Here is a 14,545-nt window from a genome sequence, read left to right as displayed (position 1 = left end):
TGTTTTGAACGATCCTGTACGCCTACCGTAGATAAAATTTTGGCACGAATCCCGTAATCATGAAGAATTTTGTAGCACCGAACCCTTGACCTATTAAATTCCAACTGCCTGTGCAGTTCAACTCATTTGTGAAGTCGATCTAACGGTTTACTCATCGGTCGTCTGGGGATGAACCGAATCAGACGATCGCTCGCAATGGAAATCGTCCTAGACATCGACATTACTATGTTTTGAACACCTCGAATAATTTTTGCTTGAAGTACCCAGGGCTTCTGTTTGACTTCGGGGAGAGCTGTTTGTTTGACAAAGGGATGAACAGCAGTGGGAATCTTCCCAGTTCGGTGAAGATAGAATTTCGGCATGGTAATTAATCATTCATTTGTTTGGCTTTCTTTGCTAATTTGCGACGAATTGAGCTTAAGTAAAATCGAAACTCTTCATTTTGACTACGATGCTGCAATTCACACCATTGCATCCAATCACGTTTTTCATCTTCAGTAACTCGAAAAGTAACTGTGTTAGTAAGTTCAGCCATAATTGTACTGCAAAATACAGTATAATTATGGCATGAGTTAAACCTTCTTTAATGCCTCCAAGAATCTAGAGTTTTTAGGATTGGCGGGACTGTATGGTTTCCGTTTACGTCCAAGTTCAAAACGTCAAAGTTTTGGATAACCATGATGATTAACCGAGTAAAAATCTAGTAAAGATGTGATTTGAACATTGAGGAACCTTATGTATCAGTAAGTAAGATGGTTGGCATTTGTATTTTCTGAAAAATTGGGCTGGGGCTGAAATTCTGTCCATCTTTTGCAGACCTGTTCGTAGCATTGGGGTGGGGTGATGGGTAGGTTTTTTAGGTAAAAGAACGTGGCTTGGTTAAAAGATTCCAGCAATAACAAGACTTCGGTAGTAGGATTGTAAGTATCCACGGCTTCCAAGATATGAGCATTCATAAAGTGATTGCGCAGAATTACGGTGTCGGGAGCAGCTAACCAAGCATTTAAGAAGGCAGCTATACGAATACGTGGTATAAAAGAAACTTTGAAAGTTTCCCCTACCACTCCAATTGCAGGGGAATTGGTGCTGCAAACGATGACACCGCGATCGCCTCCCAAATACCCTACCCAGGCGTTGTAACCAATCACCAACAAATTTGTGGCAATCAAGCCTTGCTGCCAGTCCAAAGCATCGGAAGTATAACTCATTGATGCCTCCTTAAGGGGCTTAAACAGAGTAGATGGCGTTGCAAATTAAGAATATGAATTTAGTCTCCCTTGGTAATATTTACTTTGGTAAAATTTTGGCTGCATCAACCATATTTTTAATTGATGGAATCACCCACAATCAGGATTTACCCAAATTTATTGGACGGGTAAATTAGCAATTCCCGTGCGTAATTGGGAAAGCATTTGTTCGGTAGTGGAACAGGACTGTGTACGTCAACAACGCGCGGGTGTAAGGGTGTAAGGGTGTAAGGGTATAAAAGTGTAAGGGGTAAGAGTTATTGGTGGGGGCGGTGAGTACCCTTTTGGTTCCGGGGCAGGGGTGCACCACAAAGAAAAATCTCTCTTCTCACGCCCTTCGGGTTCGCCAGTCGCCTCTGTCGGGAAACCCTCCTGTAGCGCTGGTCTCACCAGATACCTCTGTCGGGAAACCCTCCCGCAGTACTGGCTCCCCTACACCCCTTTCTTCGTCATACACCCCATTTCCTACCTGTTTGGAATAACTTCCATCTGTTAGTTAATACAGCGTTTAGTTGTTGCTGCGACTATTTTAAAGCGATACTCCCACAGAGAATACCTGTCACAATAGCTGCATCCAAAAACGCAATTTATACCGGAAATTAATCGCCTACCGTCTCATAAAAAGCTGTAATCTGTAGCGTCTTGATATGTGGAGCGATGAGAATGTAAAGCCTAGTAATTGTAGAAATGTTCATAAAAATACTGATCTGTGCCTCGCAGATTTACAAAATTTACAAGTTAACTTCGGCGGGCGTTCTGACTCACAAGACAAGCCTTGATTACAGCTGCGGGACAGCGCCGGATTCACACCGGACTTTCCCCGTTACCTCTAGTGGCTGTTCCCCACTAGAACCGAGATTCTTTTGAATATTAACACAACTTTGACACTCTGCGGTTTAAAGACGAAGCTCCGCCGCTCTCGCCTTCTTTTAGGTGGTTTGCTTGCGTAAAAATCAATAGTCGATCTATACTGGCATTCGTTATTCATCGGAGCAAGTTTCATTCTTTACCAAAACTTGCTCTGTTGTTGCTATTGGATTATTATTGCAAATTTTAATGAAGTGTGAATTTTTTAGAGTTACCAGCGTTTTATCACATTAATCTGACAATTTTTTCACATTGCCTAACCTAATTAACAATTCTTTCCCATTTTTGCAATTATTTTTTACAATTCATCTACCCCCTCTCCTATGCAAGCTCCATCCACACTCTCAGAGGACTCCACAACGGATATCCATGTTGTTCGTCGCGATGGTTCGACGACACCGTTAGAAATTAATAAGATTCGCACAGTGGTTAATTGGGCTTGTCACCAAATACAAGCAAATTCCATTGCCCTAGAAGCACATCTTACAACTCGATTGCGTCCTGGCATTACGACGCGAGAAATTCAAGATAATTTAATTCGCTGTGCCTTGGATTTATGTAGTCCACAAGAACCTGATTGGCGCTATGTGGCAGGGCGCTTACATATTTGGAGTTTGTGGAAAGATACTAAAGTTAGTCGTGGCTATCAGTATGGGCAATATACTCGAACTGTACAAGCAAAAGTTTTAGAAGGGCAGTACGATCGCCGGATATTGATCTACACTCCAGAAGAGTTAGAGATTGCCAACACTTGGATCAATCCTGACTGGGATACTGATTATGATTATGCAGGAGCGGTATTACTGACGAAGCGATATCTCCTGGCGAATGAGTTACCCCAAGAAGCATTTTTAACTTGTGCACTCTTGATTGCCTCCGTAGAAGCACCAGAAAATCGACTAAGCTGGGCGCATAGATTTTATGAGGCGATCGCCCGTCGTCAAATATCTCTGGCAACGCCCATTCTGGCGAACTTGCGGATTCCCAATGGTTCTCTTGCCAGTTGTTTTATTACGGCAATGGATGATAATTTGGAAAGCATCTTTGGCGGCATTCATGATGCGGCTCGCATTTCCAAAAATGGCGGTGGTGTGGGCGTGAATCTGTCTCGCATTCGCGCAACAGGTAGTTGGGTGATGGGCAAAGCCAATGCATCAGGTGGTGTTGTTCCTTGGATTAAGTTGTTGAATGATACGGCGATTGCAGTTAATCAAGGTGGACGTAGAGCAGGTGCTGTCACCGTGAGTCTCGATGTTTGGCATTTGGACTTACCTGAATTTTTGGAAATGCAAACAGAGAATGGGGACGGGCGACGCAAAGCTTATGACGTGTTTCCGCAACTGGTTGTCAGTGACGAATTTATGCGGCGAGTAGCAGCAGATACAGAATGGACGCTGGTTGATCCTTATGAGGTGCGAACTCGTTTAGGCATTGAATTGGCAGAATTATGGGGTGAAGCATTTGAGAGTGCTTATCATCAAATTGAAGCTAGTTTAGCCCCTCGACTCCGCTCGGGGCTAACGGTGAGCGAAGCCGAACCGTTAGAAAGTGAGATTACACTTTACAAACGGGTGAATGCTCGTCTTTTATTCAAACAGGTGATGCGAACCCAATTAGAAACTGGGATGCCTTACCTGTGGTTTAAAGATACCGTGAACCGAGCTAACCCCAATCAGCATGAGGGCTATATTCCTGGAGGGAATCTGTGCCAGGAGAGTTGGTCAAACGTGAAACCTGGTGAAGAGAGTCATACGTGCAATCTCGTAAGTATCAATTTAGCTAATTTAGAAGACAAACAGCGAGAAGAGATTTGTCAGATTGCAGTACGTATATTAGACAACACGATTGAACTCACGTCACCGCCGTTTGCTGCTAGTGCCACCCACAACGCTAAATACCGCACAATAGGAGTGGGCTGCATGGGATTAGCCGACTGGCTCAGCATACGTCACCTCACCTATACCCATCTTCAGGAAATTAGCAATTTGTTTGAAGACATTGGCTACTATTGCACCGCAGCATCAATGGAACTGGCGAAGGAACGGGGGGCGTATCCTGCTTTTGCGGGTAGTGAATGGAGCAAGGGACATTTAATAGGAGCAAAACCTGTGGATTGGTTTTTGCAACACGCAAGTCAACCAGAACGCTTCTTACAACTGAGTCAGGATATCAAACAACATGGTATTCGCAATTCACACATTACAGCGATCGCACCCAACACTTCTTCATCTTTAGTTCAGGGTTGTACAGCCAGTGTCTTGCCTGTTTACAGCAAATTCTTTTATGAACAATGGGCAAAAGGTACAGTACCTATCGCACCGCCCTATATTCGGGACAATTTATGGTTTTATATCGAAAATAAGACAATGGATCAGAAAAAAGTGGTGAGAGCGATCGCCACAATTCAACAATGGATCGATACTGGAATTTCAATGGAACTGCTGTTTAATCTGAATGCTGGAGTCTATTTCCCTGATGAACCTGAGCGCTGTCTCGCGGCTATTGATATTTTTGAAACTCTCATGCTGGCTTGGGAATTAGGCTGTAAAGCAATCTACTACATTCGCACTGTGCAGAAAGATAGTTTCAAAGAATCGAACGAGCAATGTGTTGCTTGTGCAAACTGAATAGCAGTCATCAGTAAACACTTAACAGTTATCAGTTATCAAGCATAGGCAATGGGCATTCCCCCTTGCCCAATGCCCATTGCCCAAATTAAAAGTGAAAACTAATCAAAACAGAATTAAAATGTACCAACCAAGACAATCATTAATGCCAATTAATCCCGTTTTTAATCCGAACGGGAGTGATGATACAGGAAACCGTTTGATATGGTTTGGGGAGACTACTAACTTAATGCAATTAAACGACGTTCGCTACTCGTGGGCTGTGTCTCTCTACCGTCAAATGCGTGAGAACTTCTGGGTTCCCGAAAAAATTGATATTACTCAAGACGTAACAGATTACGTCAATCTCACCCCTAAAGAACGGCGTGCATTTGATGGCATCCTCAGCTACCTCACGTTTCTCGATTCGGTGCAAACCTGCAATGTGCCTCACATCAAAAACAGCGTTACCGCACCAGAAATAGCGCTGTGTATGGCGGAACAAATTTCGCAAGAGGCGATGCACAATCAGTCCTATCAATACATTATTGAAACGGTGATTCCGAGCGATCGCCGTACACATGTCTATGATTTTTGGCGGAGCGATCGCGTTCTCAAACAACGATGTGAATTTATTGCTAGACTATACCAAAAGTATGTTGATAACCCCACACCAGAGAATTATTTCGTCTCACTGTTAGCAGATTACTTGTTGGAAGGATTATATTTCTACAACGGGTTTATATTTTTCTACAATCTGTCATCACGGATGCTCATGTCTGGGAGTGCCGATATTTTTAGAATGATTAACCGAGATGAACTCTCTCATGTGCGGCTGTATCAAAAATTGATTCCAGAAGCGATGCAAATTTTCCCCCACAGCCGTGAACAAATCTATGAAATGTTTGCGAACGCCGTTGAGCATGAATGCAAGTGGACAGGGCATATTGTCGGAGATGATATTCTTGGCATTACGGCAAACAGTACAGAACAGTACACAAGATATCTGGCAAATACTCGCCTGAAGGCGATCGGTTTAGATCCATTATTTCCAGAACCTATCTACAAGAAAAGTCCCTATGCTCACTTGGAACGTTTCTCAGATACTAAGAAAGAAGGGAACACGAAGGCAAACTTCTTTGAAGCAAGTGTAACTAGTTACGTCATGTCCTCAAGTGTTGAAGGTTGGGATGATTTCTAAGTAGTTAACTTTATTTGTATCGACTTACTTAGTTAGGTACTACAATTAACCCTGAATGAAGCACTCTCAGTCACATCATGAGCAAGAAAATACTTGTCGTTCTTACCAGTGTTGAAAAATATCCAAACATAAATCGGGCTACTGGTTTGTGGCTTGGAGAAGCTGTCCATTTTGTTAAGAAAGTTGAAGAAGCTGGCTATGAAGTTGATTATGTAAGCCCTAAAGGTGGATATACGCCGATTGATCCACACAGTCTTGCGATGGCAGATCCAACTGATTGGGAGTGGTATCAGAAGAAAGAATTTATGAATCGTCTTGGAACCACGCTAAAATCAAGCGAGGTCAAACCAGATGATTACGTTGCAATCTACTATACTGGTGGTCATGGTGTGATCTGGGACTTTCCTGAGAATGAGGCATTGCAGTCTATCAGCCGAAAAATTTATGAAAATGGTGGGTTTGTCTCTTCGGTCTGTCATGGTGCCGTAGGCTTGCTCAACATCAAATTGTCAGATGGATCGCTGCTTGTTAAAAACAAAGAAGTAACTGGTTTTTCAAACGAAGAAGAAAAGCTTGCCGAACTGGATAAGTTTGTTCCTTTCTTGACGGAAACCGAATTAATAGCGCGAGGAGCTATTTACAAAAAAGCAGATGAACCTTGGGCTTCTTTTGCTGTTGAAAATAGGAGGCTGATCACTGGGCAAAATCCAGCATCTGGTAGTGCTGTTGCGGACTTACTGATTGCAGCATTAAAAGGAAACGCCTAACAACCGCGTGCACCGGATTGGCAAACGCTGCTTGTGCTGAGTTCGGCATCATGTACATTTTGCGAATCGGCAACGAAGAGCAGATGATGAGCGAGCAGTTTGGAGATGACTACAAAGTATATATGCAGGGGACAAAGCGTTTAGTTCCATATCTTTTTTGATCTTTGTGACTCAATGCACTGCCATGTGTGGTTCTACTCTCCTGCTGCTTGCAAGGTATCAGCGTAAAGTTTATTACTAACACGGAAACCTACTTGTAGGATCAAATCATCAAGTACAGGTTTCACAGTTGCAATCAGCCCTTTGTGTTTACCTTCAATTAGGATTCCTAGCAGCCCAGTAATATTGAGTCCATATCTGGACGCTACTTTTCTGCCACGTCGTTCATCCAGTAGAAGCAAATCTGCTCCTAACTCAATAGCCAAAACAATAGCTTCTGCCTCGCCTTGATCTAACTCTGCTAGGAGTGTTGTTACCAAGGTAAGGTTAATTACCTGTTGGTGTTGAATCCAGGATAAGCTTTGTACTTTAATAGCACCAGGCACTGCATAGTCTAGATTGACCATCTCATCGTAAACTGCTTGGGGAATGATGATGTTGTTATAAAGTTGTTGCAACAGCTTTAGTTGTCCAACAGCAGCAAGGTTAGTGATTGGCGAAGTGTCGCAAACAACAATCACAGTCTGCCCATTTCCCGTAAAGTTTTTAGGTCAGCTTCAAACTCTTCAACATCATAATGAACACAAATTCCGCGACTAGCAATTTCGCGTTGAAACTCAATTAAATTCATTTCTGCTAGGCGACGCGCTTTCCCAATGCTGATTTTTTCTTGTTGGAACAACATAATCGCAATTTCTAGCTTTAATTCAGCTTCTGAAATTCCAGCTGCAGTAAGAATGTCATCGGGAATAACTACACTCATTGTGTTTCCTTTAAATAAGGTTTGCCATTTTCAGCTTAAACGATTCCTGTGGTTAGCTTTTGCGTGTTCACTTTTGATTTTTCCGTAACTTGTATTTGTATTTGGCGTCCTAGGTCATACTCTTGAAACCTCCTACAATCCCAGCTAACTAAACTTTAGTCTAAAGTCTAGTTATAAAATACTGGTTTAGATGTAGAGACGCGAGGTATCGCGTCTTTAAAAATGCGTCGGCTGCTTGTTGTTAATAGTCAATTTTACTTGACAAAAAGACAGTTAGACTTTACATTATTCAAGCAGCCTTGTTATGCCGCTCGGTTGGTCAGTGGGGGCACAACCAAAAGGTTATTGGTAAGAGTTCAGCACCAAGTTAAATGAAGCTAAGTTTACCTCCGATGAATCATGTCCGGTAGCTGAAAGTTGTGCAACCATCTGTGCACGCGACGAAACCTCAAGCTTACGGAACATTCGCTTTAAGGCTTGCTTAACAGAATTTTCCGTAATCCAAAGTTCAGTCCCAATTTCTGCGTTAGTTCGCCCCAAAGCAACCAGTTCTGCTATTTCTAATTCACGAGGCGTTAAGCGATTGGTTCTAAAGGAGGGGGGAAGCGATTTTCCTGCACAAACACTTTGTGAACGCACTGTCGCAGTCCAAACAGATAAGTGCAAACAGATGGCACTCAAATCGACTAGATTTTGAGTATCAAAAACAGGCATTGACTTTTCACGTGTGCAGCCTACTACACCCACTAATTGACCGCGATTTATGATTGGTCCTGCCATAACATGCCAATGATCCGGACGGGGACAGATTAATTTCCAAGCCTTCGGTGATGTCACTAATGCTTCGTGGACAGGAGCATGACGCTCCACCAAATAACGCGCCACAGGATTATGTTCGATTGAGAGTGCAATTTTCAATATTTTCTGAAGATTGCGATCTGTTAAGGGCAGTTGGTCGAAGAAAAAAATCCCCCATCGTTTCGCTGCAAAATACTCACCAATTTTTGGCACGATTTGCAATCGCAGATCATGTTCGCTATGAGCTTGGTTGATGGCTTCAAACAGAAATCCCAAAGAACTAGTCATAAGTGAAGTGGTCTCAAGTGTACCCGATCGAGGTCTAGAAGCATCATCTGTACTCAGCCTATATTAGCTTTAATCTTAACAATCACTTAATATGACCATCAATTCGGAAATTGATCGCGATTGCGCTCTCATCCGTTCCATGCAGATCGGCTTTTATGCGACTTCAGTCGTCTTTAACCTCTGCTTGATTGCTCAATTATTAACGGTTGGAGTCGCTTACTTTGTTAATCCTACATGGTGGGATATTCATGTTTGGCTAGTGCGAGGATATAGTGGACTGTCATTACTATTACTGGGATGGTCGTTCATCACCCCATTCTCACCCCAAATACAACGTCTCACCGCAAGTCTACCAGTGCTGCTTGGACTACAATTTTGCAGCATTCATTTAAGAAGTCCTTTACACCTAGAGGTACTACATCCTTTAATTGGATTTGCGTTACTCTACGTTTCTTCAAGTGTTGTACATCGTGTATGGCGCAGTCTATCGCCCACCCATCAGCAAAATGAGCAAGTTTAAGAGGTAGAAATGACGCAAGATGCAATCTTTGGTCCCTTCTTCGCAACAGTGTTTCTGACACTCCTAGTCTGGGTGTATATGTACATCCGTCGGATCAGTTTCATCACAAGCCTAAAGACTCGCCCGCAAGACCTTGCTACACCTGGCACACTGGCGCAGATCTCGCCACCAAACGTATCCAATCCATCAGATAACTTAAAAAACCTGTTCGAGATTCCGGTACTTTTTTATGCGCTCGTGCTATACCTGTTCATCACAAAGCAAGTGGATGCAGTGTATGTGAACACCGCATGGGTATTTGTTGTATTTCGCACATTGCATAGCGCCGTGCATTGCACATTCAATCTGATCATGCTTCGGTTCTACCTCTACCTATTTGCCACACTCGCGGTATGGTTCATCGCGATCCGCGCAGCCCTTGTCCACTTCAGCTGAGGTTACTAGTACAGATCGGCGTAAATAGGGCAACCCTATGGCGCTCCGCCACGCCTTACGGCTATCGGGTTCACCCTATGGCGCTCCGCCACGCCTTACGGCTATCGGGGATAACCTCCGGTTCCGCTAGCCCCTAAGGGGGCCGGAGCTAACGCGCTCCGCCAGTCGCCTCTGTCGGGAGACCCTCCTGCATAGCGCTGTCTCACCAGTCGCCTCTGTCGGGAAACCCTCCTGCATAGCGCTGGTTCACCATTTAAAATCCCTAAAAAGCGTATTCCATAATACTTTTGACTTTTGACTTCCGCCTTGCGATACTAGCCGCCGCTTATCTTGGTCCTTAGGTGACTTGAATCCTTGGTGGAGCCAGTGACCTAAATCCTATCTGTCAGTATTTACAAGCCAGTCCGTGTCAGGTTATTGGTGAAGCACCAGAGGAAAGCATCGACCTAATCTTTAACTTTGCGCGGTTAAAATATGGGGTATATTCCTCAAAAGACTCATGACGCTAACTCTTAACCTCCCACCAGAATTAGAGCAATATCTATTGCAGGAAGCCAAACAGCAAGGGCTTTCGGTTGAAGCTGTGACACTGCAACTTTTGACAAACTCCATTCTGCTGAGGCAAAAGCAAGCTGACGCGGTTAATCTGGTTCAGTCCTGGATTGATGATGAGGATGTTGAGGAGCAGCAAGAAACAGGTCAGTACTTAATTCGTGCATTGGATGAGGATCGGCTCTCTGAACGTAAGCTGTTCCCGCTTGAGAAGAAGGGTATAACTTGGTGAGCTGAGTCATAATGTTGGATGCAGGACCACTTGGTCTAATCACCAATCCTAAGCTGTCTGGTGAAAGTATTGCTTGTGCCCAATGGCTCCAAACTCACCTCACATCAGGGAGGCGCGTTCTCATTCCAGAGATTGCGGACTATGAGGTTCGTCGTGAGTTGTTACGAGCGAACAAAATCAGGACTTACGCAACTGGCACAGTGCGTAAGTCCTGAAAATAAAAGGCATCGCTCGTCTAGACGATTTAGCCAAGTTGATTGAGTATTTGCCGATTAGAACGGTTGCGATGCGCCAAGCTGCACAACTCTGGGCACACGCTCGTCAGCAAGGGCAACCGACGGCAGGTGACAAAACGATTGACGGTGACATGATTTTAGTAGCTCAAGCCATGACTCTTGGAGTTCCAGATATTGTAATTGCGACAACTAATGTGGGGCATCTGTCGAGGTTTATTGCAGCCGAGTTGTGGCAAAACGTCACTCCAAGTTGACCGCCACCTAATAAATAGTTAAATCATCACAAGCCTATTTAATCCTGTACGTAGTCTTGTCCTGTCACCAATGCCAATTCTGCTCGCATAAACTCACGTCCCAAGTAAGCCGCATGATCCAATCGGCTGACTGGGCAGGGTTTAGTTTCCTCAAACAGTTGAATACAAATTTCTTTGGCAGTTCTTCCTGTAAACAGGGTAGTTGCTTGTCTTTGCACTTTGACAGTTGCAGGAATGGGTTTTCCGGTTTCTGGATCGATCGCTAATCCTTGCTCATTAATTTCATTGGTAAAATGTTTCGCGCAGATTAAGCCTGCTCCCCGATCTAAATAGATGATAAAGTAACCTGCTGGGTCAAGTTCTAAAAATCGCTTGGATAGTTTGTCGTCAATTGCTGTAATTGTTTCTACTGTTGTGATCATCATTTTTTAACTCCAAAACAAAAAGCACCGCACAAATGCGGAGAACGCACAGAATAGTGTAGATAATGAGGCTTTATTGTTAGGTTCCACAATAAGCCTCTTGCAAAAGTCTTAAAGCACTCTTGGACCTTAGTCTGAGGCTATTACTGCTATCTCGGAGTTGCGTTAACTTCCTCCCGCAAGACTTTGGCGGCTTCTACCATGTTTTTCATTGAGGGAATCACCTCTTCCCAACGCCGAGTTTTCAAACCGCAATCTGGGTTCACCCAAATTTGTTTTACGGGTAAATTAGCAACTCCAGTCCGCAATTGCTGTAAAATCTGTTCAGTTGTTGGGACTACGGGACTATGGATGTCATAAACTCCATTACCAACTTGATGTGAGTAGCCACCTTCTGTTATTTCTCGCAAAGTTTGATTATTGCTGCGACTATTTTCAATCGAAATAACATCAGCATCTAAGCGTTCAATATCCTTGATAATGTCACCAAATTCGCAGTAGCACATGTGGGTATGAATTTGAGTTTGGGGTTGGGCTACTGCTGTCGCCAAACGAAATGCATCCACAGCCCAAGAAAGATATTCACTCCACTGTTGAGGCTTTAGAGGTAAACCCTCACGTAGCGCTGGTTCATCTACTTGAATGACTTTTGCACCAGCAGCTTCCAAATCCGCTACCTCATCCCGCAACGCCAAAGCAATTTGAAAAGCTTGTTCTTGACGAGAAATATCCGTCCTGGTGTAAGACCAATTTAAGATAGTTACAGGACCTGTCAACATTCCTTTGACAGGTTTTTCAGTCAATGATTGAGCTACTTTAAACTCACGCACTGTCATAGGCGCAGTACGAATCACATCACCGTAAATAATTGGCGGACGAACATAACGGCTACCGTAACTTTGCACCCAACCATTTTCAGTGAAAGCGAAGCCTGATAACTGCTGTCCAAAAAATTCCACCATGTCGGTGCGTTCAAATTCACCATGAACTAGAACATCTAACCCTAATTCCTCCTGTAGTTTAATACTCTTGACAATTTCAACATCAATTTCGTCTCGGTATGCTTTTTTACTCAATTCACCCCGTTTGTAGCGGACTCGGAGTTGGCGTACTTCAGAAGTTTGGGGAAAAGAGCCAATTGTGGTTGTCGGGAACAGAGGAAGATGAATTTGGGAATCAAGACGCAATCCATAGGATAAGGAGCGCTGAAAATCATCAATCTTCAGAGTTTTTATTCTTTCTTGAATTGAGTGATTGACGGGACTGAACTGCTCGAATTGACTCCAGCTTGACTCAATTAATTCTTGCTCTGTTTTGGTATTGTCTCCTATGATTGTTCGAGCCACAAACACCACTTCTTTGAGCTTCTGTTCTGCAAAACCTAAAACATTTCTTAATGCTGATGGTAGTTGTTTTTCTCGTTGAGCATCGTAGGGAACAAACTGCAAAGAAGCTGATGGCTGAATATCTAGAGACTTGACATGTAAATTGTCTACAATTTCTTGCAATACAGGAATAAGTTTCTCTGGACGAATTTGCCAAATGTTTCTGGCATCTATAATTCCTAATCCCAGTCGCTTATCTTCAGGGAAACCGTAAGTTTTGATTAACTCTAAGTTTCGTCCGCGAGTGAAGTCCAAACTAATTGCCCTGACTGGTAATTCTATCACCCAAGGATAGGTTTCCCCTAAGTCATCAAAGTAAGTAACTAGGTGTAAGGGTAGTTCTACAGAATCAAGTGAGTTATAAACTGTTTGGAAGTGTTTTTTCCAGGAATTGGCATCACCCAAAACTAAGGCAGGTTCGTGCATTTGCACTTCGTCTACTCCCAGATTTTTCAGTTCTGTGAGTAGGTTGATGTAAAGTGGTATTAGCTTTGATAGCGCCTCGTCAGTCTTCAATTCCAGTCGGCTTAAGCGCAGGAGTGTACAGGGACCAAGTATAATGGGTATTGCCCTTTTACCTAATATATTTTGGGCACGCTGGACTGTTTCTAAAAAGTCGTTGAAATCTGCTGACAGGGTTTCTGAGGCAATTTCAGGGACCAGATAGTGATAGTTAGTATCGAACCACTTGGTCATTTCAAGAGCGGGAATTCCTTCTTGACCTCGTGCCATTACAAAGTAGCGTTCTAAGCCGGAAAACTGTTGGAAGCGTTCGGGAATTAAACCAAAACGAAACGCCCAGTCAAGTACATGGTCATAAAGTGTGGTATCTCCAACTCCAATTTTATCAATACCTGCATTTAACTGGGTTTTCCAGTTAGCTTCTTCAACTTCTATTACTGTTTTTAACAGCGATTCTGCTGCTATCTTTCCACTCCAAAAGGCTTCTAGTGATTTCTTGACTTCCCGGTTTTTACCAATACGGGGATAGCCTAATGTTGAAGTTTTAATCTGCATGAGTTTCTCTTATGAATGAAAACTAATGATTTGGGTACTACAGCGCCGGTACAGTAGTCAAAAAGGAGGCAAAAAACCCGGTTTCTCTCTGTCGAAAAACTTGATATTTCGTATGCTCAACTCAAATAAACCGGGTTTTTGGGATTAATGTACCGGCGCTCTAGGGATTGGGAACTGAGAACTTTTAGTCAGTCCTCAATGAACAACAAGTTAGGTTTAATTTCGCCCACTTATTAAGTGGTGGAATCTTTGCCAAAATCCCCTTTTTCAGTGCTTGGGGTCGTTCTGACCAAGGCAGTGAACCATCTGGTTTAGCGTAGTATTGACTGGCACATTGCAAAATGGCTTCGGCGCTATTATCAACTGGTAAATCGCCAAACAGATAGGTTAATTTATCTTGGGCAGCAAAGGCAATGACACAAGATCGATTACAAGCACTCATGCATTCAACTCCCTGAATTGGGAAATTATTTTGCAACTCCCAGTTTTGCCCAAGTTCCTGAAGCTGCTGTAGTAGTTGTTGACCACCACTTTCACCAACTCGCTTGCCGTCTTGCCAGGTGCTAGCACAAGTCGTGCAAACAAATAAAGTATGTTGTTTGTTGATCATTGATTTTGAAGTGTATGGGAGGAAGTTCAAACCGCAAATCTCACACAGTGTTGCCAACACCAAAGTCCAGCCTTGCTGACTGTGTGAGCAAACTATTGATAAACATTCTTAACTATCAAGAACAGATCTAGACATTTACGCCTAGAAAAAACTAGTACGAATGAGAGCTATACCTAGAGTCGTAAT

18 protein-coding genes and 1 riboswitch are annotated in these 14,545 nt (G+C 43.3%); of the genes, 9 read left to right on the top strand and 9 right to left on the bottom strand.

Going from position 1 to position 14,545, the window contains the following annotated elements; genetic code table 11:
* Nucleotides 1-122: 122 nt before the first annotated feature.
* From AC5JM2_RS06735 to AC5JM2_RS06725, 3 genes are all read right to left on the bottom strand, one after another.
* Nucleotides 123-362: a hypothetical protein gene (locus AC5JM2_RS06735; protein WP_495834129.1), complete on the bottom strand. Its 240-nt coding sequence runs from the start codon at nucleotides 360-362 to the stop codon at nucleotides 123-125.
* Between the two features lie 5 nt (nucleotides 363-367).
* Nucleotides 368-535: a hypothetical protein gene (locus AC5JM2_RS06730; RefSeq protein WP_495834128.1), complete on the bottom strand. Its 168-nt coding sequence runs from the start codon at nucleotides 533-535 to the stop codon at nucleotides 368-370.
* Between the two features lie 205 nt (nucleotides 536-740).
* On the bottom strand, nucleotides 741-1,208 hold the full coding sequence (locus tag AC5JM2_RS06725; protein WP_495834127.1) for a hypothetical protein: 468 nt from the start codon (nucleotides 1,206-1,208) through the stop codon (nucleotides 741-743).
* A gap of 53 nt (nucleotides 1,209-1,261) precedes the next feature.
* Here AC5JM2_RS06725 and AC5JM2_RS06720 point away from each other — a divergent pair, with 53 nt between their 5' ends.
* From AC5JM2_RS06720 to AC5JM2_RS06705, 4 genes are all read left to right on the top strand, one after another.
* Nucleotides 1,262-1,384, top strand: a complete 123-nt coding sequence (locus AC5JM2_RS06720; RefSeq protein ID WP_495834126.1) for a hypothetical protein — start codon at nucleotides 1,262-1,264, stop codon at nucleotides 1,382-1,384.
* Nucleotides 1,385-1,976: 592 nt separating this feature from the next.
* Nucleotides 1,977-2,119, bottom strand: a riboswitch (cobalamin riboswitch).
* Between the two features lie 318 nt (nucleotides 2,120-2,437).
* Nucleotides 2,438-4,741: a ribonucleoside-diphosphate reductase subunit alpha gene (locus tag AC5JM2_RS06715; RefSeq protein ID WP_495834125.1), complete on the top strand. Its 2,304-nt coding sequence runs from the start codon at nucleotides 2,438-2,440 to the stop codon at nucleotides 4,739-4,741.
* A 121-nt stretch (nucleotides 4,742-4,862) separates the two neighbouring features.
* A complete protein-coding gene (locus AC5JM2_RS06710; RefSeq protein ID WP_495834124.1) occupies nucleotides 4,863-5,921 on the top strand; it encodes a ribonucleotide-diphosphate reductase subunit beta in 1,059 nt (352 codons plus the stop codon).
* A gap of 77 nt (nucleotides 5,922-5,998) precedes the next feature.
* The gene (locus AC5JM2_RS06705; RefSeq protein ID WP_495834123.1) at nucleotides 5,999-6,688 is read left to right on the top strand and encodes a type 1 glutamine amidotransferase domain-containing protein; all 690 of its coding nucleotides are present in this window, start codon (nucleotides 5,999-6,001) and stop codon (nucleotides 6,686-6,688) included.
* A gap of 194 nt (nucleotides 6,689-6,882) precedes the next feature.
* Here AC5JM2_RS06705 and AC5JM2_RS06700 read toward each other — a convergent pair whose 3' ends face one another.
* The 3 genes from AC5JM2_RS06700 to AC5JM2_RS06690 all read right to left on the bottom strand — a co-directional run bounded on the left by AC5JM2_RS06700 (nucleotide 6,883) and on the right by AC5JM2_RS06690 (nucleotide 8,696).
* Nucleotides 6,883-7,368 (bottom strand): PIN domain-containing protein, encoded by a 486-nt coding sequence (locus AC5JM2_RS06700; RefSeq protein WP_495834122.1) that lies wholly within the window; start codon nucleotides 7,366-7,368, stop codon nucleotides 6,883-6,885.
* Nucleotides 7,365-7,610: a UPF0175 family protein gene (locus tag AC5JM2_RS06695; protein ID WP_495834121.1), complete on the bottom strand. Its 246-nt coding sequence runs from the start codon at nucleotides 7,608-7,610 to the stop codon at nucleotides 7,365-7,367. The genes AC5JM2_RS06700 and AC5JM2_RS06695 overlap by 4 nt, the downstream gene beginning before the upstream one ends.
* Before the next feature lie 342 nt (nucleotides 7,611-7,952).
* Nucleotides 7,953-8,696 (bottom strand): LuxR C-terminal-related transcriptional regulator, encoded by a 744-nt coding sequence (locus AC5JM2_RS06690; RefSeq protein WP_495834120.1) that lies wholly within the window; start codon nucleotides 8,694-8,696, stop codon nucleotides 7,953-7,955.
* Between the two features lie 91 nt (nucleotides 8,697-8,787).
* On the opposite strand from AC5JM2_RS06690, the gene AC5JM2_RS06685 reads away from it, so the two are divergent.
* The 5 genes from AC5JM2_RS06685 (at nucleotide 8,788) to AC5JM2_RS06665 (ending at nucleotide 10,925) form a co-directional block, all read left to right on the top strand.
* Entirely contained in the window at nucleotides 8,788-9,216 is a 429-nt protein-coding gene (locus AC5JM2_RS06685) for a DUF6220 domain-containing protein (protein WP_495834119.1), read from the top strand.
* Between the two features lie 9 nt (nucleotides 9,217-9,225).
* On the top strand, nucleotides 9,226-9,651 hold the full coding sequence (locus tag AC5JM2_RS06680; RefSeq protein ID WP_495834118.1) for an MAPEG family protein: 426 nt from the start codon (nucleotides 9,226-9,228) through the stop codon (nucleotides 9,649-9,651).
* A 499-nt stretch (nucleotides 9,652-10,150) separates the two neighbouring features.
* Entirely contained in the window at nucleotides 10,151-10,435 is a 285-nt protein-coding gene (locus tag AC5JM2_RS06675) for a hypothetical protein (RefSeq protein WP_495834117.1), read from the top strand.
* 11 nt (nucleotides 10,436-10,446) lie between these two features.
* The gene (locus tag AC5JM2_RS06670; protein ID WP_495834116.1) at nucleotides 10,447-10,650 is read left to right on the top strand and encodes a hypothetical protein; all 204 of its coding nucleotides are present in this window, start codon (nucleotides 10,447-10,449) and stop codon (nucleotides 10,648-10,650) included.
* 71 nt (nucleotides 10,651-10,721) lie between these two features.
* Nucleotides 10,722-10,925, top strand: a complete 204-nt coding sequence (locus AC5JM2_RS06665) for a PIN domain-containing protein (protein ID WP_495834115.1) — start codon at nucleotides 10,722-10,724, stop codon at nucleotides 10,923-10,925.
* A 38-nt stretch (nucleotides 10,926-10,963) separates the two neighbouring features.
* On the opposite strand, the gene AC5JM2_RS06660 is transcribed toward AC5JM2_RS06665, so the two are convergent.
* The 3 genes from AC5JM2_RS06660 to AC5JM2_RS06650 all read right to left on the bottom strand — a co-directional run bounded on the left by AC5JM2_RS06660 (nucleotide 10,964) and on the right by AC5JM2_RS06650 (nucleotide 14,359).
* Nucleotides 10,964-11,347 carry a DUF4346 domain-containing protein gene (locus AC5JM2_RS06660; protein ID WP_495834142.1) on the bottom strand — a complete coding sequence of 128 codons (384 nt, stop codon included), beginning with the start codon at nucleotides 11,345-11,347 and terminating at the stop codon, nucleotides 10,964-10,966.
* A gap of 149 nt (nucleotides 11,348-11,496) precedes the next feature.
* Nucleotides 11,497-13,749, bottom strand: coding sequence for a 5-methyltetrahydropteroyltriglutamate--homocysteine S-methyltransferase (gene metE / locus AC5JM2_RS06655; protein ID WP_495834114.1), 2,253 nt, complete (start codon nucleotides 13,747-13,749; stop codon nucleotides 11,497-11,499).
* Between the two features lie 184 nt (nucleotides 13,750-13,933).
* Nucleotides 13,934-14,359 (bottom strand): DUF1636 family protein, encoded by a 426-nt coding sequence (locus tag AC5JM2_RS06650; RefSeq protein ID WP_495834113.1) that lies wholly within the window; start codon nucleotides 14,357-14,359, stop codon nucleotides 13,934-13,936.
* Between the last annotated feature and the right edge of the window lie 186 nt (nucleotides 14,360-14,545).

The organism is Brasilonema angustatum (genome assembly GCF_059505445.1).
This window is presented reverse-complemented; position numbering and strand designations above follow the sequence as displayed.